The organism is Lentimicrobiaceae bacterium, from assembly GCA_020636745.1.
GTDB lineage: Bacteria > Bacteroidota > Bacteroidia > Bacteroidales > Lentimicrobiaceae > Lentimicrobium.
The window spans coordinates 102725-124455 of record JACJXH010000005.1 but is presented as its reverse complement, the minus strand read 5'-3'; the positions used below and the strand labels follow the sequence as shown (position 1 = coordinate 124455).

At 40.3% G+C, this 21731-nt stretch carries 15 protein-coding genes; 10 read left to right on the top strand and 5 right to left on the bottom strand.

The genetic code is table 11. The features are described from left to right. Nucleotides 1-14 precede the first annotated feature (14 nt). The 3 genes from H6541_09390 (at nt 15) to H6541_09380 (ending at nt 3843) form a co-directional block, all read left to right on the top strand. Nucleotides 15-962 (top strand): type IX secretion system membrane protein PorP/SprF, encoded by a 948-nt coding sequence (locus H6541_09390; protein ID MCB9015994.1) that lies wholly within the window; start codon nt 15-17, stop codon nt 960-962. A 46-nt stretch (nt 963-1008) separates the two neighbouring features. Beyond that, a complete protein-coding gene (locus H6541_09385) occupies nt 1009-3066 on the top strand; it encodes an OmpA family protein (protein ID MCB9015993.1) in 2058 nt (685 codons plus the stop codon). 312 nt (nt 3067-3378) lie between these two features. Then, nucleotides 3379-3843 carry an OsmC family protein gene (locus H6541_09380; protein ID MCB9015992.1) on the top strand — a complete coding sequence of 155 codons (465 nt, stop codon included), beginning with the start codon at nt 3379-3381 and terminating at the stop codon, nt 3841-3843. Between the two features lie 211 nt (nt 3844-4054). On the opposite strand, the gene H6541_09375 is transcribed toward H6541_09380, so the two are convergent. The 3 genes from H6541_09375 to gcvH are packed head-to-tail and all read right to left on the bottom strand — an operon-like array spanning nt 4055 to nt 5624. Beyond that, nucleotides 4055-4735 carry an energy transducer TonB gene (locus H6541_09375; GenBank protein MCB9015991.1) on the bottom strand — a complete coding sequence of 227 codons (681 nt, stop codon included), beginning with the start codon at nt 4733-4735 and terminating at the stop codon, nt 4055-4057. Between the two features lie 58 nt (nt 4736-4793). After that, entirely contained in the window at nt 4794-5210 is a 417-nt protein-coding gene (gene vanZ / locus H6541_09370; GenBank protein MCB9015990.1) for a VanZ family protein, read from the bottom strand. A gap of 33 nt (nt 5211-5243) precedes the next feature. Next, nucleotides 5244-5624: a glycine cleavage system protein GcvH gene (gene gcvH, locus H6541_09365; GenBank protein ID MCB9015989.1), complete on the bottom strand. Its 381-nt coding sequence runs from the start codon at nt 5622-5624 to the stop codon at nt 5244-5246. Between the two features lie 252 nt (nt 5625-5876). Between gcvH and H6541_09360 the strand changes: the two genes are divergently transcribed. After that, the gene (locus H6541_09360; protein MCB9015988.1) at nt 5877-6629 is read left to right on the top strand and encodes a ParA family protein; all 753 of its coding nucleotides are present in this window, start codon (nt 5877-5879) and stop codon (nt 6627-6629) included. 28 nt (nt 6630-6657) lie between these two features. On the opposite strand, the gene sprA is transcribed toward H6541_09360, so the two are convergent. Together sprA and ruvA are read right to left on the bottom strand one after the other, a co-directional pair. Next, the gene (gene sprA, locus H6541_09355) at nt 6658-13899 is read right to left on the bottom strand and encodes a cell surface protein SprA (GenBank protein MCB9015987.1); all 7242 of its coding nucleotides are present in this window, start codon (nt 13897-13899) and stop codon (nt 6658-6660) included. A 130-nt stretch (nt 13900-14029) separates the two neighbouring features. After that, on the bottom strand, nt 14030-14614 hold the full coding sequence (gene ruvA / locus H6541_09350) for a Holliday junction branch migration protein RuvA (GenBank protein ID MCB9015986.1): 585 nt from the start codon (nt 14612-14614) through the stop codon (nt 14030-14032). 270 nt (nt 14615-14884) lie between these two features. On the opposite strand from ruvA, the gene H6541_09345 reads away from it, so the two are divergent. The 6 genes from H6541_09345 (at nt 14885) to prfB (ending at nt 21309) form a co-directional block, all read left to right on the top strand. Continuing rightward, a complete protein-coding gene (locus H6541_09345) occupies nt 14885-17158 on the top strand; it encodes an NADP-dependent malic enzyme (GenBank protein MCB9015985.1) in 2274 nt (757 codons plus the stop codon). A gap of 177 nt (nt 17159-17335) precedes the next feature. Further along, nucleotides 17336-18280: a malate dehydrogenase gene (mdh, locus tag H6541_09340; protein MCB9015984.1), complete on the top strand. Its 945-nt coding sequence runs from the start codon at nt 17336-17338 to the stop codon at nt 18278-18280. A gap of 163 nt (nt 18281-18443) precedes the next feature. Beyond that, complete coding sequence (locus tag H6541_09335; protein MCB9015983.1) at nt 18444-19148, top strand: NAD-dependent deacylase; 705 nt, start codon at nt 18444-18446, stop codon at nt 19146-19148. A gap of 12 nt (nt 19149-19160) precedes the next feature. Continuing rightward, on the top strand, nt 19161-19631 hold the full coding sequence (locus H6541_09330) for an FKBP-type peptidyl-prolyl cis-trans isomerase (GenBank protein MCB9015982.1): 471 nt from the start codon (nt 19161-19163) through the stop codon (nt 19629-19631). A 108-nt stretch (nt 19632-19739) separates the two neighbouring features. Continuing rightward, a complete protein-coding gene (locus tag H6541_09325) occupies nt 19740-20210 on the top strand; it encodes a RecX family transcriptional regulator (protein MCB9015981.1) in 471 nt (156 codons plus the stop codon). Nucleotides 20211-20213: 3 nt separating this feature from the next. Beyond that, nucleotides 20214-21309, top strand: a protein-coding gene (prfB, locus tag H6541_09320; GenBank protein MCB9015980.1) for a peptide chain release factor 2 whose coding sequence is annotated in 2 segments (ribosomal slippage) — nt 20214-20276 and nt 20278-21309 — 1095 coding nt in all. Because the reading frame shifts where the segments join, the coding sequence is not laid out codon by codon here. Nucleotides 21310-21731: the final 422 nt, after the last annotated feature.

Genomic DNA, 21731 nt, shown 5'->3' with positions numbered 1-21731 from the left:
TACCCGTTAGTAATATGAAAAAACTAGCAATTATTTTAGGACTGTTTCTGGTAACAGTAAGCGCTATGGCACAACGCGATGCGCTTTACAGCCAGTTTATGTTCAATCGTTTGGTCATTAATCCTGCATACTCAGGTAGCCGTGATGTATTGACCATGACCTTGCTCAACAGGTATCAATGGGTTGGATTCGGCGATGGAGCACCACGAACGTTGACGTTTAGTGCACATACACCATTGCGTAATGAAAATATCGGTATTGGGTTTTATGCTTATGCTGATCAAACCGGACCATTTACCGATGTCGGGTTCATGGGTAATTATGCATACAGGGTCAGATTGCTTAATGGTATTTTGTCCTTAGGATTGCAGGCGGGATTTAATCAGGTTAATGTCGACTGGAATAAGCTAGATGTACGCGATCAGGATGATCAGGTAACGATGAGTCAACCTCGCAATAAGTTGCAACCCGATGCTAACTTCGGAATTTATTACTACACCAAGTCTTACTACCTGGGAGTTTCTTCAAAGCAGTTGTTTGAGAGCCAATATGGTAAAGTGGACTTTGAAAACGGACTGACTACCTATGCTACATTGGCCAGGCATTTTTATGGAATGGCAGGTGCTGCTATTCCTTTAAGTGACAGGATTGTGTTCAGACCTGGCATGATGTTTAAATATACTGAAAATGCTCCGCTGAACATGGATTTGAATGTCAGCTTCCTGTTTAATAATTTATTCTGGCTTGGAACGTCTTACCGTACAAATAAAAATGCCATAACCAGCAAAAATGCAATTGTTTTTATGATTGAATTTAATCTGTCTGAAAACTGGCGTTTAGGTTATTCTTATGACACATATCTTAATGAAATGAAAACGCATTCGCAAGGTTCACATGAATTCATGGTGTCATATGATTTGAATTTATTCAAACCAAGGATGCTTACTCCTCGGTATTTCTAGTAGTGTTCTGACTTAAACGGAATGTTATTGAGTTAAAAATAAAACTATGAAAACAAAATATTGGTTACTTGCACTGCTGTTGATGGTTATCTCAGGAAGTCAGGTAGTGGCTCAGAAGGGGAAAGCTGACAGGCTTTTTACAGCTTATAATTATGCTAAAGCAATCCCTTTTTATCAAAAGCTTGCAGATAAAAATAACAAGCATGTTATGCATGCTTTAACCCGCCTTGGCGATTGTTACAGACTTACCAGTAATTTTGAGGCTTCGGCTAAATGGTATGAAAAAGCAATTGCACAAGGACCCGTTGAACCACTGGTTTATTTTAATTATGCTCAGGCATTGCGCAGCCTTGGTCGTTATGATGAAGCCTCCGCATTATTTTCAAAATATGCTTCCCTTGACTCAACCGACAATCGAGGGCTGCTTTTTGCAACTTACAGTAATGAAGTCAAGCAGTGGACCATGCCTGAATACGACTACGAGTTGATCAATGCTGAAAATGTAAATTCTTCGTTTGCTGATTTCTCTCCCGTATACTATAAAGATGGCATTGTTTTTACGTCAGATCGTAATGCAAAATCTGGAGAAAAAAGGTTTGGGTGGACTGGGGCATATTATCTTGACCTATTCTACTCAAAACTCAATAAAACAGAAGGAAATGAACAACTCCTCCCGGGAAGCCCTTCATTATATGCGGCTGCAATTAACCAGCCCTATCATGATGGCCCCGCCTCCTTTACCAACGATTTTAACACCATTTATTTTACCCGCGTAAATAGAAAATCTGGTGAGCTTGACTCAACAAGATATTACACCAATAAGCTTAAAATATTTTCCAGTACTTACGCCGATAATAAGTGGGCAGAACCAGAACCATTTTATTTAAATAATGATTCATGGTCAGTTGGGCATCCTACGCTTACTGCCGATGGCCAAACTATGTATTTTGTTTCAGATATGCCCGGAGGATTTGGTGGAACTGATTTGTACTGTGTGAAACGTGAAGGTGATAAATGGGGCCCCGCTGAAAATCTGGGCGCTTCCATCAATACTTTTGGCAATGAAATGTTTCCATATATTCATAAGGATAGTATATTGTACTTTTCTTCAAACGGACTCCCCGGTTTGGGCAGCCTCGATGTGTATAAATCTTATAAATTGAACGCAGGCTGGACTTCTCCTGAAAATCTTAAAGCTCCTGTTAATTCGCCTGCCGACGATTTTGGTATCGTAATCGGTGATGATGAAACAGTGGGAATGATTAGCTCTAACCGCCAGGGTGGAAAAGGTGAGGATGATATTTATATGATTACTATCAAGGAAAGACTTCCTGATTTTGTTATGGTTTCAGGTCTTGTGAGAGAAAAGGAGTCATTGGAATTGTTATCGAATAGCACTGTTTTTGCGTGGAATACGCTGACTGATGAAGTAGCCATCTTAAAGACTGATGCCAAAGGGTATTATGAAATTAAAGTTAAACCCGGAACTACTTTTGTGATGAAAGCTATGAAAAATGGTTATTCTCATGATTGTCTTACAGTGGAAATTCCTGCCGGAACAAAAGAAGCAACGCTGGAAAACAGGGATTTACTTCTTGGAAAATATAAGGTTGATCAAATTTTCAGATTAGAAAATATTTATTACGACTTCGACAAATGGAATATTCGTTCTGATGCTTCTGTTGAGCTGGATAAAGTAGTTGCTTTTCTTAACGAAAATCCGGGAATTATTGTAGAACTTGGTTCGCACACTGATTCCAGGGGTAGCTTTAAATATAATGAGCGGTTATCGGACCGCAGAGCTGAATCTGCCGTTGCTTATATTATCAGCCGTGGAATTTCTGATTCTCGTATAACGGCTAAAGGTTATGGTGAATATAAACTTGTAAACCGCTGTGCAGATGGAGTTAAATGTACAGATCAGGAACATCAGGATAATCGTCGCACTGAAATTAAGATTACCGGAGTTGTTGAACCCGATGATACCAAAGCGCAGCAGCCTTTGGATATTTATAAAGGAGGACAAATTATCGGGATAAAGGATCTGAAGAGCGATTTCTTTATTAGTTGCAATGAAAGTATGAATACAAGTTCAATAAAATAGTTAAACACAAATTAACAATTCAAAGGATTAATCTGGTATTTCCAGCTTAGTACTTATCAATCGCCCCCTAAGTTTCCTTTATATTTGTTTTCCAACGGGAGGACCGGTTATCCGGCTCTCCCGTTTTTCTTGTGTTATTTGAGCTCCCCGAATATTATGCCTGATGTTTGAGTTAATTTCACCGGTTCAGGTTAATAAATATCACTTTTGTGCTGCATATTCAACCATTGGTCATCTTTTCTTTTTAATTCCATGGCCTTTGTCTCATCTTTGTCTGTATGGATTTATTTATTAACTCCGAATTTTCAAAAGATGGAAAAAATAATTGACAAGTCGCAAAAGCTAAATGTTTCTCTGAAGCTGATAAACGATAAATTGAATTTTATTGGTATTGCTGATAAGAATGAACCTGTTTCAATTGATTATATTCCACCCTATGGCGATAATCTGGGGTATACATCATTAGAACTTTTACTTTTAAGTCTGACTTCATGTTATGGCTCTGCCCTCGCTCTGTTGTTACGCAAAACGGGAAAAGTATTGCCCGGAATGGAAATATCGGCTGCCGGCATTCGTAATAAAGAACATCCTACCAGCTTCAATGTCATTACAATTGATTTTACTTTGTTTTCTGATGCAAACGAACAGGATGTGGATAAGGTGATTGCTCTTGCCGAAGAACGATACTGCCCGGTTTATCATATGATTAAAGGAAATGTAGTAGTTAAGACCAGCTATTCAATTAAAAAGATTGACCACCCGGATCTTTGTAATTGATATGGTTTTATGATGTTCATTTTGTGAGTTTGTTAATCGAACCTGGCAGGAATCTTTTTCGGGCCATTTATTGTTTACCTTCTGGATTGTCTTTGCTCGTATCGGAATGGTTTTTGGATGGTGACAAATACACGTTTGATGAGCGTTATTTCATAAGCAAAAAAAATCCCGTTCTGCCAGAACGGGATTTTTTTTAAAACTTCTATTGGGATTATCCTGCGAGGGTAAATTTGATAGGCATGTTAAACTGAACACGAACAGGTTTACCTCTTTGTTTTCCGGGATTCCATTTTGGCATGGCTTTAATTACGCGAACAGCTTCTTCGTCGCAACCACCGCCAATACCCCTGAGGATTCTTACGTCTGTAACATTTCCGTTTTTCTCAACAACAAACGTTACATAAACAGTTCCCTGAATACTACTTTCACGGGCAATCTGAGGGTATTTGATATTTTCCTGAAGAAATCTGATACGTGCTTCATCACCGCCAGGGAAACTTGGTGATTCTTCAACAACCGTAAAAATTTCAGCTTCTGCAACTTCTTCCTCTTCAGCAACTACCGGAGTATAAGTTGGAATTACAGTAAGTTCTGTAGCTTCTGCATCAATGCTCAGGTCATCTTCCACAACAACATTATCCTGTACAATGTTGATTAATGTAGTTGTTGGAGGTGGTGCCGGAGGTGGGGGAGGCTTGTTCTGGTTGGTAATTTCAATCATATCCTCCTCTACATTTTCAACCTGGCGTGCACTTAGGTCAAGCTGCTTTACATCGTAGGTCTTCCATTCGAAGGCCACCAACATAGCTGCTAGTGCAACAATTAAACCGATCTGAACAAACATGGTCCTTTTAGACTCAAGGTCAGCTTTCGGGCTCTTTTTTGCTTCCATATTGTTAACTGATAATTAGTTATGCAAACTCAACTACCATTACTGGCAGACTGCTAAATTATATATTTTTTGCATTGGTTTGCAATTTTTTCTTTTTTTTCTTTCTCAGACCCCTAAAGATCATCAAACCTGTAAAACAACCTGCAAAATCAGCAATTGTGTCAAACATGTTCCCGTCACGGCCAATGGGTAAAACTGACTGTAAAACTTCAGTAATAACACCTCCAAGCATGGCGGTTAATAAAGGCAATATGATAGTATAACGCTTATCGTCGGCTGAATATTGCTTTTCAGCTCCTTGCAATATTAAATAGCTGAGTACGCCAAATAAAAAAATGTGTATCAGCTTATCTGGAGAAAACAGTTCCCAAAAACTATTGATTCCGGGAAAATAGTTGCCAGGTAATAAGGTTAATACAAGAATAACGCAAGCCCACAATAATCCTGGCCAGAAGTTTTTAAGAAATCTAAGCATGAAGTGTTGATGAGCGTTGCAAATTACGAGTTATTAAGCGCCAATTAATGCTCCATATGCTGCTGAGTCAAGTAAATCTTCTACTTGCGAAGGTGTACTTACTTTGATCTTAATTATCCAGCCTTCTCCGTAAGGATCTTTGTTTACCAGCTCAGGGCTGCTGTTCAGCGCTTCATTAAATTCAAGAACTTCACCGGCAACTGGCATAAACATATCACTTACAGTTTTCACTGCTTCTATTGTTCCAAATGTTTCACCTTCTTCTAATGTTTCACCTTCAGTTTCAACTTCGATAAAAACGATGTCTCCTAATTCGCCTTGTGCGTATTCAGTTACACCAATAACGGCGGTTTCACCTTCAATTTTAATCCATTCGTGATCTTTGGTGTACTTTAAATTGGCTGGAATGTTCATGATTTTTGTTTTTTTTTAATGAGATGTAGATGAGGCAAAATTACTAAAAGCGCTTAAATTCCAAGTTTTTTTTTATGCAATCGGTAATTATTTCAAAAATCTTTTTGCTGCATTTCCACGTTGCCATTTATGCTCAAAATAAAAGCACTACCTTTAATCGCCGAAGCCTTCATATTGAATGGTTTTTGCTTGGTTTGTCTGGATTTTTCTTTTTGGTGCCTTTAGTAAGCTTTAAATAATCAACGCTGTTATATGTTTGTGATATCAGTTTTTAGTATAAAAGGTGGTGTTGGAAAAACTTCAGCCGCCATCAACCTTGCAACGCTTGCTTCTTTTGCAGGTGAAAAAACCTTGCTTATTGACCTGGATCCTCAGGCTTCTTCTACTTTTTATCTGAAAGTTAAACCTAAAATTAAAACGACAGTTAAAAGGCTGCTAAAAGGAAAGTCGGATATTGAAGAGCATATTAAATCAACTGAATTTGTTCATCTTGATATTTTACCAGCTACTCTTGCTTATCGCGAGATGGAGACTGTTCTTGGTGAAGTTAAAAAGGCCGGAAGTCGTATCAAAGACATGATTTTACCTTTGAAGGATAAATATTCCTGGATATTTATTGATTGTCCTCCAGGCTTGACTTTATTGTCGAAAGCTATTTTTAATGCTTCAAATCTTGTGTTGATTCCTGTAGTGCCAACTACACTTTCGGTACGAACATATTATGATTTCATAAAGTTTGCAGATGAAAAGCCTTTAGTTAAGGGTTGCACATATAAGGGCTTTTTTTCTATGGTTGACAGGCGAAAAGGTCTTCAAAAGCATATTCTTGAGGAATGGGATTTCCGGGGAATGAATTTCTTCTTGTCCTCAATACCTTATTTAAGCGATATTGAAAAGATGGGCATTTATTTAAAACCTGTAGTGAGTTCGAAACCTTCATCAGATGCGGCAAAAGCTTTTGATGCTCTGTGGTCGGAAATAAAAAAAGACCATCGTTCAGGTTGATGGTCTTTTTATTCAATGCTGTATCTGTTTATTGAGCAAGTGTAAATCTTAAACTGACACCTGCATTCGTTGTAGAGTTTTTGAATTGAGAAGATACAAAAGGATTTGTAATGGTCTTGTCGAAAAACAGCCTTACGTTAAACCGTTGGTTTATTACATAATCAGCCGAAGTATTGATAGAGACCATCCGGTTGCCTGTTGAAATCTGATTGATTGCCTCATCAAGCCTGCGCAGTACAGTTTTATTGTCGCGTATGGATAAATCCATCTTCACGTTCAAATCACTCTTGAGCTGCTGTTTTCTTCCTCCCGATGATAAATTCAGCTTTACATCCTTAAATCTATAACCCAGTCCGATAACAATTTCATTGCTTGAAACTTCTGTGAGCTGATTGTTTACAAAGCTCAATGAAAGATTTCGCGACTTTTTGTATTCAAACTTTGAAAGCAAACTATTATTCCAGGTCATGTCTAATCCAAAGAGAGGACTAAACTGCTCAGTGAGAGTAATAACTTCAATCCTGTTTTTAGGGATGAAATTACCTGAGAAGTCAAAAGTTGTAGCAAATCCGTTTTCTTCAATATAATCGATGTTGGAGATATAACTTCCAACAGCATAAGTTGAACGGTAACCATGTGCTATATTTACCTGTTTAAAGTATTTTTTCAGAAATTCAAGTTTTGAAAGCCCGTTATAGGTAAATCTCCAGTTTGGTATAGGGATTTTTGGAAATGCTGATAATGAAACTTTTTTGGGATCACTGCCAGTGTAGGCTGCAATGAAGGCAGGGATAAGTACTTCCTGAGAGCCGGCACCATATCCGATATTATAACCAGCACTGTCGACTCCGTTAGAGAATGGACTTTCAGCACCAAGCCTGGCAGAAATTACTCTTCTGTTTTCCTTAAATTCCTCGAAAGTCTGAGAAATATTATCTGTCCCGTCTTTTCTGAATGCGGTTCTGAGTGAGATGATTGATGTGCTGAATGAACCTCTGTCTTGTGGTGATGATGACGAAAAAGTGCCGGATGCATTGGCTTTAAAATATTCCTGATGTCCGAACGATTCCGTTCTGTCGGCTGTAAATTCAAGTCTGAAGTCGGCAAATGGTTCATAAGTCGCCCTTGCAGTTAAATTTTTGGTCATTCTGAGGATATAAGCATTGTTAAGCAAGGTATCTGTAGAAAGCCATCCTTTGCTTACAGCATCATCCCTTATATCAGCCTGCCCGCCAAAAGCAAATCCAAAACCCGGGGCCATGTCGCTCAAACGGCTTCCCAGGATATCGGGTTTGGGCATAAATCCCGGCAATAAGGTTCCGTTAGATTCAGTGTAATTTAACTGAACATCTTTGAATCCGATAACCAGTTTTACCAGACCTGTGCCAAGCAATTTGGCTATATTCGGACCTTTTTTAGCAGTTGAGTCAGCAGCAAGTGTTTCGTCAGGATTGTCTTGTTTGTTTTTGTTTGCTGGCTGACGACCTCCGGGGCCGGGTCGACCAGGCGTCGGTCGGGCCTTTTGTCCGATTTTTTTGAGGAACCCTACTTTATTGTACAAATTGGTCAGCCTTGCATTTCCATTAATATTAATGGTATTGGAATTTTCAATTGTATTTCCCATGATGCTCTGAATTGAGCGGGGAGATGCTTCCCAACGGAAAGTGCTTGCATAGCGGGTGCTAAGGTTAACCCAGTTTAAAATAGGAATCTTATTGATAGGCACCGTGTAGTTGAGACTCATGTTTTGGGTGAATCTGTTCATTGTCCCAAAGTTCATAATCTCATCCCAAATAGAATCACGCCTCATTTTGTAATCATCAGCGTTTCGGTCTATTCGGCCGGGAGGCTCCTGCACGTATGCATTGGCATTGGCCTGATATTCGAGTTTAAGTGATTGTGAAAGGTCAAATTTGAAATCAAAGATTCTATTCCAGTCCCAGCTTTTGATGTATGTAGGTTCAATGATCACAAGTGCGTCACTCTTATTTCTGAGCAAACGTTCGCTGTATTGGCGATTCATGTCGGTTCGGAAAGAGAACATCTTGGGCAAATAGTAGAAGTTAAAATCTTTGATCAATGCCAATGATTTGTTCTGAAGGAACTTCACCTTTTGGAATGGTTTAACCAGTTTAGGGTTATTAATGTAGTTATATCCTATTCCACCTCTATATTGCTTACGACTATCGTATTCAATATCAATATTTTGATGATAAATTTGCGAATAAGCATAGGTGAAGTCAAAGTTGGAGATATCATACACCTTGGGCTTGCCTTTGGCTCCAACTTTTTCTTTGCGCATATTCACAAAGTTAACGTTGGTTCGCCGGGTAATATCCTGGACCTTGTTTCTAATTGAATCTTTTTCCGAACTATTCAAGTCAGAAATCAGGCTGGAGTATAGAATGTCAGGATCGAGGGGATTGTATTTGGGTGTAAGCCGCATTTCGGAATAGTCGATATGCATGGGTATCTTAATTCCACTTTTTTCAGGGAAGAATTTACCCAGCTGAATATTGGTAGCCACATCAAACTGGCTGTTGGCTTCCTGCTGCCGTTCATTTACCTTTTTTTCAATGCTCCCGAATCCAGGAGTTGAATAGCTGCCCGAAACAACAACATTACCTAAATCGGCCAGGTTTGCTGCAATACGTGCAGTTGCGGCAAAGCCGCTTTTCTCATCAAAATCGGTTAATCTCAGCTCATTTACCCAGATTTCGGCACATTTTTCATAGCCATCATCCAGGTCTGTAATCATTTGTTTTTTAGGGTTTCTGACACCAATGAGAAAAGCCTTAACATCACTCAGGCTGGGCATACCCACCACCGTAATCTTATTTTCACCATCATAAACTTCGTAAGGAGTGAGAACGGTTATCATGGAGCCTGGCTGTCCCATCGCGTCATTGCGTTTTTGCTTGGCTTCAACAAGTTTGGCCAACTCTATTTCCATACGATTGGCATCGGGCCAGATTAACCTGTCATTAACAGCAGTTGTTCCCCAGGGCGTGAATTCAATCGGGACCTCATATTCATAATAGTTCTCTGTAAAGTCAGAGCCAATTCTTACGAAGACGGTTAAGTCGCCTTTTTTCAGTTCTTTTTCAGCTATTGACTTTTCAGCATGAATGTACATCTTCATTTTTTTGTACTGCCTGAAGTCAAAATCAGTGGTTTTGTAGGTTCCCCGGGCATCTCCGTCGAGCAGGTTGCAAACTTTTAACACCATAGCCTGTTCGTTGAGTCGTTGGTAATTGGTGGTTCCAACATTAATTTCGCGGTCAATGTCAGGAGGAAGTACATAAGGTATTGGATCCCTGCTTCCATTCTCTTCAATACTAACAGTTGAGATGTCGAAGCTGGTTTCGCTCTGGTTGGGATCGGGAATATATTCGCCGGGTTGCAGCAGATTGCTGTAATATTTACGCCATTCCCCTCTAACGAGCTCGAGTGTTGCAAAACGCAAGACAACGGATTCGTCGAAATTCTTCAGGAACATACGCATAAACCTGATGCTTTTAAAGTCCTGAATATTTCCCACAACCAGGTCGGGGCTTTGAACCGGAACTTTAAACTGATACCATTTTACATTGCCTTTAGTGCCGTTTTCAAGAGGAATATCAACTGCTTCATACACGTCGGTGATGTAATTTTCGCCAACATTCATGTGGTCGGGGCTTAGCCTTACCTTGTACTGGAAGTAGCGTTCCTGCTCATTAAGCGTATTGTCTTTGTTGATATCTTCAACGTTGGGCAGTGTGGTGGCTTGTGTCTGAAATTGCTCGGCAGATTGTTCGGAGGCTGGTGAGTTGCCTTCTACTCCATTATACATTTTGTACCTTTCAGTTACACTGCTGTATTTTGGATCTGCATCATAATCTGCACCACGGAAAAAGTGGTAATTGTCATTGGCGGGGTCGTTAAAAGCGTTTAAATAGGCCTCGGAAGCTGTACCATATTGGTTGGCGATCAGGCTCAGATAGTTGCTTTCGAAAAATGTCCGTTCGTCATCATCACGTAAACCGTCATATCCTACATCCTGAAAAGGTCTTGCAGCAATGTCGTTGTCAAATGAATTTACAAGTGCCTGCAGGGTAGGAACCCGTCCCCAGATTGTTGTGTCTACATTTTTTACTTCAGCTGAGGTAGGCAGCCCGTTTTCATAGCTTTTCCGTCCGTCGCGCAGAATGTCCTCTGAAATATCGCCCAGATTGAAATACAAGTCACCTCCTGAATGTTGCGGATTTTCTGAGAATGGATCCATCATCCAGAATTCTATATATTCAACATTGGAGGCTTCAAAGTCAGTAGATTCTATTTTGCGCATAATTCCTCCCCAGCGGGTTCTGGGGAATAAGAGCGTGCCATTTTCTGAAAGTCCTTTAGAAACCCCTGTAGGAAGCACGTCAAAGTTATAAGGTCCTTTTTCTTCGGGGAAGAAAGCCAGATTGAGTACCGATAAGTTCATGGGTTGTCCGTTGGGTGGGTCGGCATTCGGAAATACTTCCGTTTCGCGAACCAGCCTGACAGAGTTTCGTGACAACTCATTCTTGCTGATATTTTTGGGTCTTAGATTGCTGTTTCTGTCATAAAACAGTGGATCAATTGTATACCATGCAAGTTTTGATCGGTTAAATCCATAATTCAGGCCAGAGCCCGGAGCAGCTTCAGGAAACATATCACGTGAAGTTTGTCCTTGAGGTGTGCTGGCTAAAAACCATGTGCCCACATTTTTCAGGTCAATGGTAGATTTGGCTCCTTCAAAATCGTCAATGTAGGAGGTTCCGGTTTTGCCTACTGCTTTTGAGTGACCAGGAATAAAATGTGCAAATTCTCCATTTACCTGGATACGTGAGGGGGCTTTGGTACTATAGAATGGCAGCTTGTCAATCAGCTTTGTCAATAACATGGATTCAGTCTGATAACTGAAATCCATTCCCCACATGGTATTGGAAATTGGCTCTTGTCCAAAGTTGGTTTTTTGAGTCAATGGTCGTTCATGCAAATTCAGGAGGGTCGCGCCAATAAGAAAATCTTTGTTCACTTTGTAATCAACATGCATCCCCATTAAAGTTTGGGTTTGCAGGTTGAAACTGGCATTGTTTTCGAGCGAAATACTCACAGGAGTGCCCGAATTCAGGATTCCTTCGTTAATAATTTTTACACGTCCTAGTGTATAATCGACGGTATAATCCACATTTTCGTTCAAAGGAATGCCTCCGGCAGTAACTCTGACCGAACCCTGTGGAACATTGAGTGCGTTGAGAGAGATTTCTGATCCGGACGATGATTTATATTGACCTTCAAGAATATAGCGGTTTTTGTCGGGATATTGCTGTGCACCGCTTTTGGTAAGGGTGTAGAGTGAATCGTAGCAATATTTGTTGGCAAGTTGCTGGTCATTGAGCTTTTGACGCAAGTAACTGCCAAATGGCTCTCTGATAGTGAAAAAGACTCGCCCGTTTGATGATTGAATTGTACCTCCCTGCCGGGCTGCATTGTCAAGAAAGTCAAACATACCGTCATGAGGCGGGTTTGATTGTGGGTCCAGATTGTCGAAATTGAAAACCCGGATAAGCGGAATACCTTTCACACCCTCAGGCCCTTCAGTGAAATAGCCTGTAGGTACAGTATTTTCGTTCCCAGAGTAAAGAATGTTCAGGATAAAATCTTCACGGTTAAGTTGAAATGCCCCGATGTTATATACATTTTTCATCATCAGATTCCATAACGGAACCTTGGTGTTCAGTGCTGAACTTTTAAGTAATTTTACCATCAGGCAGGATGGAGGCGTAATTCCTTCATCAGAAAATTCACCCACCTGGTATATTTTGTCATCACCAATTACAGTGTACTGGTAAGCAACAGCCAAAACCTGATCAGGGTTTATCGTCGAATTCAGCGAGATAAATCCTAATTTTGAGTTGAAACTGTATTCGCTGCTGTTAAGTTTGCGGGCGTTTTCAACTTTATCGAAATCAAGGCCTGAAACGTATCCAAATGGAGAGCCTGTGAGGTAATCGGTAACCCGGTTGATATTTCGGATAATGGTTGTGTCAAATTTTGTCAGCAGATCGTTTGAACTGTTACTGGGGTATGCAGGTCCGGGGTTTGATAAGATAGTATGATTGTATGGGTTGCGTTCGGCCAAATCCATAAAGGCAACAATATTTCTGTTGTCAGTTACGGCAGGGCCTATATTGGTAAGCCAAACTTCAATTTTGGTAATGTTAATATTTGAATTAACGATTGGAAGTGTGCTTAGTGCATTGTCGTAGTTGTCAGCAAAGTATTGCGACAGGAAAAAGTGTTTGTTTTCTTCATAGTCAAGTGCTTTGAGGCTAAACTTGCTGGTTTGGGCTCCTCCCTGCACGGTTATGGTTGAGGTTTCACTTTTCTGCTGTGAAAAAACACCTGTAACGGTTGCACGGCCAAACTGGAGCTGGGTTTTCAGGCCGAAAAGGCTTTGACTGCCAGTAATCAGGGTGCTGTTAAGCGGAAAAGTTACATCACCAGCTTCAATAAGTTTAATGATTTCATCTTCCTTGCCTTCGTATTTTAATTTAAGCTTTTGTTCAAATTCAAAAGTAGCTTCAGTATTGTAGTTGGTATTGAATTCAATTTTATCTCCGATTTTAGCCATTACACTCATTTGAATGCGTTGCTGGAAGTCAAAGTTGGTTGTCCGTCTTTGTCTTATGTCAAGAGCCGGATCGTCGCGTCGGTTTGATAAAATGCCAAAAGTCACTTCTGCGCTTCCCTGAGGGCGGATGTCAATGGTGTTTCCTCCAAAAATGCGGTCGAAAACTTCTCCACCGATGTGTATTTGAGGGATGATTCCTGTCCGGCTGGCTCCACCTGATGCAACAGCTTTGTCGCGCCAGTAATTTTGCAAAGAGCGGTCAAGGTCAAGCTTTTTATACTCTTCGAGGCTGTATGGGGTAGGAGAAGTTAGTCTTAATTCGCCCGCTTTTTGAATATAGTTATATGTATTGGTTGTGGGGTCGTAGATAAAATCTTCCGAGAAATTTGAAGGATTACCCAGGAAAATTTTGTTTTTATCTTCTGGCACCTGAGGTTCTCCGGGTTCATTAGCCGGAATTGGATATCGTAAATCACCCCCTGGCGAAGTGGTGTCTGGTGGTGTATGGTTGTTCTCTTTCAGGTCTTGGTAATTAAGACTGTAAGGTGATGCAGGGATGCCCCATGCAATAGAAACAACAAATAACAATACAAAAACTCTTAATGAATATTTTACAATGCGCTCCAAGGAACTTCAGTGTTTAATGTGTGATAAAACTATGAATAACAAAGAATCTGAATTTTACTTCCGGCCTGAAGTCTGCCTGTAAATGTTGATTACAGGATGTCCATTTTCCTGGTTACTCTTTGTTTATTGCCTATAATATTTTTAGTGCACTCTTAATCAGTTGTTCAACTGTGATTGAAGCGCTTTCGTCTTTCAAAATTTTATCAATGGTCTTCTCAGCCAGCGTTTTATTAAAGCCTAACATTGATAAAGCAGATAACGCCTCTTCCTTCTTTGTATTGTGCGGACTTCCTAAAATTTCTCTTAAACCGGCATCTTTGGCAAGCTTGTCTTTAAGATCAATGATAATTCGCTGGGCTGTTTTACCGCCAATACCTTTTACTCTTTGCAAAACCGTTACCTTGCTGCTGACAATTGCTTCGGTTAACTCATCAGGCGAAAGAGACGATAAGATAAGGCGTGCAGTTCCTGCCCCGACACCCGATACAGAAATCAGGTTTCTGAATAGTATCCGCTCATTCTCATCTGCAAAGCCAAAAAGCACCATCGCGTCTTCGCGCACAGCCAAATGAGTTAACAGCCGGCAGCTGGTCATCTCCTTTATTTGCGAAAAAGTGTTTACAGATATAGATATATCATAACCCACCCCATGGCAGTCAATGACTACGGATGCGGGACTGATTTCGCTGATTTTTCCTTCAATAAAAGCGTACATAGCGAAGTTTATATCCTGTTAACCGACAAAAATAGGGATAATTGTTTAACCCTGCCAATTATTGTTTTAATGTTGGGTTTTTATATAAAAATTATGGTGTGGCTGTAATGCCTGCCTTTCTGAGCCGGACATTATCTGGAATAGCTCTAAATTGAATTTTGAAAGGATTTTGTAGCCATTTTATTATGCTTTGGTCTATGGGTTGATTAAATTTGTAAGATCTCATCATGATTATTTGTTTTAATAAACAAATCTCAAAACCTGTATTATATGAAGATTCCTTTAAGCCGTAAAAACGCACTGGCCTATCATGCCGATGGCAGACCGGGAAAAATTGAAGTTATACCTACCAAACCCCACCAATCTCAATATGATTTGTCTTTGGCATACAGCCCGGGTGTTGCCGAGCCTTGCCTTGAGATAAAAAATAATCCTGACGATGTTTATAAATACACCGCCAAAGGAAATCTTGTTGCCGTTATATCTAACGGAACTGCAGTGCTTGGGTTGGGTGATATTGGCCCTGAAGCTGGTAAACCTGTAATGGAAGGCAAAGGGCTGCTCTTTAAAATATTTGCTGATATTGATGTTTTTGATATTGAAATCAATGATAAATCTGTGGAGGGAGTTATCAATACTGTCAAAGCTATTGCTCCTACTTTCGGAGGAATTAATTTGGAGGACATCAAAGCCCCTGAATGTTTTGAAATTGAAGAAAGGCTTAAAGCCATGCTCGATATCCCGGTGATGCATGACGATCAGCATGGGACTGCCATCATTACATCGGCAGGGCTTTTGAATGCGCTGCTTATTAACGGAAAGAAGATTGAAGATATTAAGGTAGTTGTAAACGGAGCAGGAGCAGCAGCTGTTTCATGCTCCAGATTATACCTTTCTCTGGGGGTTAAGGCCGAAAACCTGGTGGTTGCTGATTCAAAAGGTGTTTTAAATAAAGACCGAAAAGATTTAAATCCAATCAAACAGCAGTTTATAACCCAACGCAATATCAATACGCTTGCTGAAGCCATGGTTGGAGCTGATATGTTTTTGGGCTTGTCAGTGGCCGGCGTTGTTACGCCTGAAATGCTGCTTAGTATGAACGAAAATCCCATTGTTTTTGCATTGGCCAATCCGGTTCCGGAAATTTCTTATGATTTGGCTGTTGCAACGCGTCCTGATATTATTATGGGTACTGGTCGTTCCGATTTTCCCAATCAGGTTAACAATGTTTTAGGATTTCCCTATATTTTCAGAGGGGCCCTTGACGTAAGGGCTTCGGCAATTAATGAAGAAATGAAACTTGCTGCAGCTCATGCTCTTGCCGATCTTGCCAAGCAGCCTGTTCCTGAGGAAGTTAATGTTGCATATCAGGTTACAAACCTGAAATTCGGAAAAGAATACATCATTCCGAAGCCCAGCGATCCCCGTTTGATTACGCATATAGCTCCGGCGGTTGCTAGGGCCGCCATGGATTCGGGGGTTGCCAGAAAACCAATTGAGAATTGGGAAGCCTATTCTGATGAACTCATAAAAAGGTTGGGACTGTCAAATCCATTAATCAGGCAGATAAAGGCCCGGGCAAAGAAAAATCCGAAAAGGGTGGTATTTGCCGAAGCTGAAAACTATAAAATACTGAAAGCTGCCGAAATTGCTGTTGATGATGGTATTGCAGTTCCAATACTTCTTGGAAATCGCGATGTTATAACGGATCTTATCAAAACGCATGACCTCGAGCTGGATGGTGTTGAAATTATCGATCCAAAGTGTCCCGAAGAAAACGAACGGCGGCTGCATTATGCGACTCAGTTTTATGAAAAACGAAAACGCAGAGGACTTACTATGGCTGCAGCTTGCGACATGATGACTCACCGCAATTATTTTGGCCCGAGTTTGGTGGAAAATGGAGTGGCTGATGCCATGATTTCTGGTCTGACCAGCAGCTATCCGGCCACTATCCGGCCTGCCCTTCGCATTATTGGTAAAGAAAAGGGGGCTAATATTGTTTCAGGCATGTATATTATGCTTACTAAAAAAGGGCCTTTCTTCTTCGCTGATACTACCGTTAATATGAATCCCGATGTTGATACCCTGGTTGAGATTACACTTCAGACTGCCAGAGTGGTAAAACAATTTAATATTGAGCCACGAATTGCCATGCTTTCATATTCTAATTTTGGTTCAGTTGAAGGAAATATTCCTTTACTCGTTAGAAATGCTGTTGAAAAGTTACATCTTGAACACCCCAATTTGATTGTTGATGGTGATTTGCAGGCCAATTTTGCGCTTAACAGTCAGCTCTTGCGCGAGAATTTTCCTTTTTCGAAACTGGTTGGTGCTCCTGCCAATACCCTTATATTTCCTTATCTTACGGCAGGTAATATTGCTTACAAGCTGATGCAGGAAATGGGTGGTGCCGAGGCTATCGGGCCAATTCTGATGGGAATGAATAAATCTATTCACGTGCTACAGTTGGGATCCAGCGTTTCCGAAATTGTAAATATGGTTACCCTTGCCGTGATTGATGCGCAAAGCAAAGGCTATTAGCATGTTATTGTTTATCAATCATTCAGTTGAATCGCGATGGTTAAGGAAAATATTTTGTGCGTTCTTTTTTTAATTGACCTAAAATTATATCGAAAATCGTACTTTTGTTTCTAAATATCCGAAGTGGAAAGCTGATGCTGAAAACCGGTTTATTAATTGAACAAATAAATCTTGATTATGAAGAAAATCACTGTAATCGGCGCTGGAAATGTAGGCGCCACCTGTGCCAACGTTATAGCGCACAAAGATCTGACCCGGGAAGTGGTATTAGTTGATATAAAAGAAGGAGTTGCTGAAGGAAAAGCACTGGATATCTGGCAAACATCTTCCATCAACAATTTCAATAGCAGGGTAGTTGGTGTAACCAATGATTACCTTAAAACCAAGGGCTCTTCAATTGTGGTTATAACCTCAGGATTGCCACGTAAACCCGGTATGAGTCGCGATGACCTGATTAAAACCAATGCAACAATTGTCAAAGAAGTTACCGAAAAGGTAGTAAAGTACTCGCCTGAAGCGATTATCATTGTTGTGTCAAATCCGCTTGATGTTATGACTTATGCCGCCTATCGTGCAGCACGTAAACATTCAAGCCGGGTATTTGGTATGGCAGGTATTCTTGATACCGGCCGTTACAAAGCCTTTTTGGCTGAAGCTTTGGATGTATCTCCCAAAGATATACACTCACTTTTGCTTGGCGGGCATGGCGATACCATGGTTCCATTACCACGGTTTACTTCTATTGCTGGTATACCGGTAACCGATTTACTCAACAAGGAGGAAATTGATAAAATTGTTGAAAGAACCAAAAAAGGGGGTGGAGAACTCGTAAACCTGATGGGAACTTCGGCTTGGTATGCTCCTGGCGCTGCTGCTGCTCAAATGGTTGAAGCTATTGTGGATGACCAGAAACGTATTTTCCCGGTTTGCGCACTACTTAATGGCGAATACGGCCTCAATGATGTTTATATGGGAGTGCCGGTGAAATTGGGATCTAAAGGAATTGAAGAGATTATTGAGCTGAATCTGAATAAGGACGAGAAGAAAATGCTTGAGGAATCAGCCAAATCAGTAAAAAGTGTAATGAAAATTCTGGATGACATGAATTTGTTTGAAGATTAATCAAATTCGTTATTCTCTGTAGAGCCGTCAGCATCAATCATTGTTGGCGGCTCTATATTTTTATGAAGTAATGAGTTCACAGTCATTTTATTCATGGTCTTTACTTTCTTTTTTTCTAATATTGGTCGCAATATAATTTTATTATTTTTGCTCCAAAATCTGAATGATGTCAAAAAAAGTTGTGGTGCTTTCCGGAGCCGGTATTAGCGCTGAAAGTGGGATTAAAACTTTTCGTGACCATGATGGGCTTTGGGAAAACTACAGGATTGAAGACGTGGCAACTTACGACGCATGGCTTAAAAATCCTGAGCTCGTACTTGATTTTTATAACAAAAGACGGATGCAACTGGCAGAAGTTGAACCCAATGCGGCACATTATGCATTGGTACGTCTGGAGGAAAAGTATCAGGTTCAAATTATTACGCAGAATGTGGATGACCTGCATGAAAGGGCTGGATCTGCCAATGTTCTTCATTTGCATGGAGAGCTGACAAAGGCCAGAAGCTCTGATCTGTCAGGCCAGGTATTTGATATCGGATATGGCAAACTGAAAATGGGCGACCTGTGCAACAATGGCTCACAGCTGCGACCGCACATTGTCTGGTTCGGCGAGGAAGTGCCTCTCATTGAGGATGCTGCCGTTATGACCTCTGAAGCTGATATTTTGCTTGTAATCGGAACTTCGTTATTGGTATATCCCGCAGCCGGACTGTTGCATTATGCTCCTGCACACTGTCGCATCTTTCTTATCGATCCGGGTAATCTGAATGTTCAGGGGATCAGGAACCTTACTTTTATTCAAAAAATGGCTGGTAAAGGCGTGCCTGAAATTGTGAGTCAGCTTTTAGCAGAATTGGAAATCAATTAAACATGTTGAACTATGAACAAACTGGCATTTCTTAAAACAAACTTATCTTTTTTAATTTTGTTGTTTGTGCTCGTATCGTCTTGTGCCAAAGAAGATAATTACGCAGAGAAGGATGATAAGCTCATCAGAGAATATTTGGAAAAAAAAGACATTCAGGCCATGAAAACTGCTTCGGGTTTATACTATACGATTACAGTGCCCGGAAGTGATGAAAAGCCTGATCTTACCTCGAAAGTAACAGTACATTACAAAGGGTATTTTTTGAATGATGAAGAATTTGAATCTTCTTATTCAGGTTCAGCACCTACGTTTCCGTTGGCCAACGTAATCCAGGGATGGCGTGAGGGTCTTCAGCTATTTGGCAAAGGAGGTAAGGGAACTTTGTATATTCCGTCCGGTTTAGCTTATGGATCAACGGCTATGGCCGGAGTCCCTGCAAATTCTGTTCTCATATTCGATATTCATCTGATTAATATAAAATAGAAAAAAACTGTATTCGCAATTGCATCAGAGCTTTCCGGAATAAAATTTTGAATTTTCGATCCGAAAATGTATATTTGCATCAAAATTTAATGTTTAAATAGGGTAGATATGAAAGAATTTCAAAAACAATTGGCTAAACTGCGCCGCTGGTGTGCCATGCAGGAACGTTGCCTTGTTGAAGTGAGGATTCACAGCCAGGCAAGCGGGATTTCCGAAGAAAACAGTGAAAAAATCATCAGTCATCTTCAGGAAGAAGGTTTTATTGATGAAGAAAGATATGCCAAGTTGTATGCTGGTGGTAAATTCAGGAACAAAAAATGGGGTCGTGCCCGCATTATTGGCGAATTAAAAGCCCGTCAGATATCTGATGATAAAATTAAAATCGGGTTGAGCGAAATCGATGAAGAGGAGTATCGTCGTGTAATTGTAAGTATGGTAGAACACAAAATTTCTGTTACCGACAGATCAAATATGATGCTTTTTAAACATCGTTTGGCCAAACCTGCTGTTGCCAAAGGGTATGAGCCTGAGTTGGTTATGCAGATTATTGATGAATTGGTTAAAATGAAGGAAGCTTAAATTATGGTGCAAAGAGATCAGTTAGCTGATATTCAGAAAAGGCTCGATGCTTTAAGGAGGTTCCTTTGACATTGATTCCAAGTTAGAACAAATAAAGGAAGAGGAATCAGTTTCTCATCAGCCTGGCTTCTGGGATGAGCCTAAAAAGGCTGAAGTGCTTTTAAAGTCAATTCAGGAAAAGAAAAGATGGACCAATGATTTTCAGGCAGCTTCGGCTTCCTGCGAGGATTTGATGGTGATGTTTGATTTTTTTGAAGCCGAAGAAGCAACAGAAGCTGATTTGGATAAGCAGTTTGCAGATACACTTATTAAGGTTGAAGACCTCGAATTGCGTAATATGCTTAGCAATGAGGAAGATCGCCTGAGTGCTATTCTGCAGATAAACGCCGGAGCTGGTGGTACTGAAAGTAATGACTGGGCTGAAATGCTCATGCGGATGTATGTCAGATATGGTGAGCGTAACAAATACAAAGTGAAAGAACTTGATATGCATGAAGGTGATGTCGCCGGCATAAAATCTGTCACTATTGAGTTTGAAGGCGATAATGCATTTGGCTATCTTAAAAGCGAAAACGGTGTTCACCGACTTGTGAGATTGTCGCCTTTTGATTCTGCCAACAAACGTCATACTTCTTTTGCTTCAGTATATGTTTATCCAGTTGTAGATGATAATATTGACATTCAAATCAATGCTTCTGATATTACCTGGGATACTTTCCGTTCAAGTGGCCCGGGTGGCCAAAATGTAAATAAAGTTGAAACAGCCGTTCGCTTGAAACATGAACCGTCAGGTATTGTTATCGAATGTCAGGAAACGCGCTCGCAAGGACAAAATCGCGAAAAAGCTATTCAAATGCTGAAGTCACAGCTTTATGAAATTGAGCTCCGCAAAAAGAAGGAAGCCATTGCTGTAATTGAAGGAAAGAAAAAGAAAATTGAATGGGGATCTCAAATCCGCAGTTACGTTTTGCATCCTTACAAACTGGTTAAAGATTTGAGAACTGATTACGAAACCAGTGATACATCAGGTGTGCTTGACGGAGATCTCAACGATTTTATTAAAGCTTACCTGATGGAATTTGGGAGAGATGCTATTTAATAAAGTGAATTTCTTCCTGAGCATTGATAGAACGATGATTTAACATCTTCTTTCTTATGATAACTTCATTAAAGAGTGAAACATAGATGATATCAGGTATCCGTGTTTCACTCTTTGACTTTTCTATGATGTGTCATGCAACTGCATGTCAGTGTAAAACAGCAGGGATTTTTTGCCAAAAGTCAATGTAAGTATTTTGCAGAGGTTTTTATAGTCCGATAATTTATACTTTTATTGCCTTTAGCTCCGCTGGCTGATGATGCCTGCGATCACACTTTTTTAGCCGGGATTTTAATTTACAGGGATGATGATTAAATATTGGAAATCTGGATTTTACGGCCTTTCTGTTTTGTTATGCCTGTTTTTAGGGCTTTGTTCATTTATCGGACAAGCTTCTGATGGGCTCGAAACACATATTGACA

Bases quoted from the DNA above. Each gene is read 5' to 3' on its own strand.
- H6541_09390 (MCB9015994.1), top strand. From the start codon at position 15: ATGAAAAAACTAGCAATTATTTTAGGACTGTTTCTGGTAACAGTAAGC.
- H6541_09385 (MCB9015993.1), top strand. From the start codon at position 1,009: ATGAAAACAAAATATTGGTTACTTGCACTGCTGTTGATGGTTATCTCA.
- H6541_09380 (MCB9015992.1), top strand. From the start codon at position 3,379: ATGGAAAAAATAATTGACAAGTCGCAAAAGCTAAATGTTTCTCTGAAG.
- H6541_09375 (MCB9015991.1), bottom strand. From the start codon at position 4,735: ATGGAAGCAAAAAAGAGCCCGAAAGCTGACCTTGAGTCTAAAAGGACC.
- vanZ (MCB9015990.1), bottom strand. From the start codon at position 5,210: ATGCTTAGATTTCTTAAAAACTTCTGGCCAGGATTATTGTGGGCTTGC.
- gcvH (MCB9015989.1), bottom strand. From the start codon at position 5,624: ATGAACATTCCAGCCAATTTAAAGTACACCAAAGATCACGAATGGATT.
- H6541_09360 (MCB9015988.1), top strand. From the start codon at position 5,877: ATGTTTGTGATATCAGTTTTTAGTATAAAAGGTGGTGTTGGAAAAACT.
- ruvA (MCB9015986.1), bottom strand. From the start codon at position 14,614: ATGTACGCTTTTATTGAAGGAAAAATCAGCGAAATCAGTCCCGCATCC.
- H6541_09345 (MCB9015985.1), top strand. From the start codon at position 14,885: ATGAAGATTCCTTTAAGCCGTAAAAACGCACTGGCCTATCATGCCGAT.
- mdh (MCB9015984.1), top strand. From the start codon at position 17,336: ATGAAGAAAATCACTGTAATCGGCGCTGGAAATGTAGGCGCCACCTGT.
- H6541_09335 (MCB9015983.1), top strand. From the start codon at position 18,444: ATGATGTCAAAAAAAGTTGTGGTGCTTTCCGGAGCCGGTATTAGCGCT.
- H6541_09330 (MCB9015982.1), top strand. From the start codon at position 19,161: ATGAACAAACTGGCATTTCTTAAAACAAACTTATCTTTTTTAATTTTG.
- H6541_09325 (MCB9015981.1), top strand. From the start codon at position 19,740: ATGAAAGAATTTCAAAAACAATTGGCTAAACTGCGCCGCTGGTGTGCC.